Raw genomic sequence first — 2327 nt, 5'->3', positions numbered from 1 at the left:
TTATGTTGTTTTCTGAAATCGGTTGTGAAGGTCTGGATTATCAGTTTTGTGACACAATTATTAATTATGATCTGCCATGGAATCCCATGCGTATAGAACAAAGAATAGGACGTATAGATCGATGGGGGCAGCAAAGTGAGGCAGTTGTAATATATAATCTAATTACCCCTGGAACAATTGATGCGGAGATATACAATAGCTGTTTATTCCGGATTGGAATATTTGAAGAAAGCATTGGTGAATGTGAAGAGATACTTGGAGAAATTCATAAAGAGATAAAAAGTATTGTAGAAAACTTTGAATTATCAAAAAAAGAAATAAAGATGAAATTACAGCAATTATCAGATAATAAAGTACGCAAAATTAACGAAGAAAGAGAGCTTGAAGAACGTGAACATGAATTGTTTGGAGTAAAATTATCGGCTTTCTTTCCAGACGAAGATATTTTTAAATCTGAAAGCTATTGGCTTACACCTGCATCTCTCCAGATCTTTGTGACAAACTATCTTAAGAAGAGATTACAAAAAAATGATTTTTCTTTAGGAAACAAACCTACAAAGACATTCCGCCTTTCCCAGGATGCCAGAAATAAGCTATTAAAAGATTTTAGAATCTTAAAGCCCATTAAAACTCCAATGTATCGATCCTGGGAAAAATGGTTAAAAGGAGATAAACAGCATTGCACTATTACTTTTGATTCTGAATCTGCTTCCAACAATCGTGAAGCATTGTTTATTATGCCTGTGCATCCTCTTGTTCTTCAGGCAGCTTCTTTTTTTAATAAAGCTGACCCTGTTTATTCCAGTTGTTATGTTCAGGATTCTGATATAAAATCAGGCATATATCCATTTGCCATTTATTCCTGGGAATATAAGGGAGTGCAGCCTGAACTTAAGCTTATCCCTATTTGTAAAGATGAAAGCATTAGACAAAATATTTTTGAATATCTGGAAAATGGTGCTGGTGATAATACAGATGAAGCAGATATTTTAGAAGAGTCAGAATTCATGGAACTTGATAATATCCATCATGAATTATGGTTAAAAGAGAAAGAAGAATATGTTCAAAAAGCTCATGATATTTCTACATTCCGTGCTAAAAGCCTTGAAATAAGTTATCAGGGAAGAATGAACGTCGTACAGGAACAATTATCCAATGCAGCAGACGAAAAAATTCAAAAAATGAAACAATTTCAAATTCAGAATATTCAGAATAAGCATGATCAAACAAAAGAGGAGCTTTCGAAAGCTGAACAATTAGCTGATATTCATACAAAACCAGTTATTTTCGGTATTATAAGAGTGGAGGGGTAATTAAAATGAATTCAAAACAACAATTTGTTAATAAGATAACTGAAGCAAGAAGAGCCTGTGATTCGTATAATGCCAAGACCCTTTATAATTCTGTCAAAAAACTATCACATGATATTTACGGTAAAAAATCTCATTTTATTTTTGAGTTAATTCAGAATGCTGAAGATAACAGCTACCAGAAAGGTAACACGCCTACTTTGTTGTTTTCACTTAAGGAGAATAATGAGAAAATTGAATTGATAATTGAAAACAATGAAAAAGGATTTGTTGAAGATAACGTTGAAGCACTTTGCGACGTGGGTGAATCCAAAAAATCAAAGAACCAGGGATATATTGGTGAAAAAGGAATAGGTTTTAAATCTGTTTTTCAAATAACAAGCTGCCCTAAAATTTTTTCCAGTGGCTTTAAATTTTCTTTACCTGAAAAAGATGAAAAATCAGGCCTTGGATATATTGTTCCCATCTGGATTGATAAAATTCCTGAAAATAACAAACATGATTGGACAACAATTGTTTTGCCAATTGATAAACCAGATAAATATGATGTTAAAGATATTATTAAAGATTTACATGACATAAAGCCTGAAACTATTCTGTTCCTTGAAAAACTTCAAAGTATGGAAATTCAGGTTTCAATCCATGATGAAAAATATGAAATACTGATCGAGAAAGACAGCTTAAAGAAACCATTGCTTGAGCTGAGATATAAAAAAAAACATGATGAAAGGGAAGACTCAAAATCATTGTCCTTTTGGTTCACTTCAAAAAAATTTACTAAACCTGAAAAGATCACTGCTGAAAAAAGAGAAGAAGTACGCTATCGAATGGTATCAGTAGCCATTCCTGTCAACAGCAAAGAAATATCCGGTGAATTATTTGCATATCTTCCGGTTTGGGGGAACACAGGCTTACCATTTATGATTAATGCTGATTTTCTGCTCACCACCGACAGAGAAAAAATTCAGGAGGATGAAAAATGGAATCACTGGCTTCGTGGTTGCATTGCAGATGTTT

General features: G+C 33.0%; 2 protein-coding genes. Both read left to right on the top strand.

Features of this window, described 5'->3' with window-relative positions; translation table 11 throughout:
- Positions 1-1313, top strand: a 1313-nt coding sequence (locus U9P79_08040) for a helicase-related protein (GenBank protein MEA2104572.1), incomplete at its 5' end; no start/stop codon positions are given.
- Between the two features lie 5 nt (positions 1314-1318).
- Positions 1319-2327: hypothetical protein (locus U9P79_08035; GenBank protein ID MEA2104571.1), on the top strand; the 1009-nt coding region annotated here is incomplete at its 3' end.

This window comes from Candidatus Cloacimonadota bacterium (genome assembly GCA_034661015.1).
Taxonomy (GTDB): Bacteria; Cloacimonadota; Cloacimonadia; order JGIOTU-2; family JGIOTU-2; genus JAYEKN01.
This window is presented reverse-complemented; position numbering and strand designations above follow the sequence as displayed.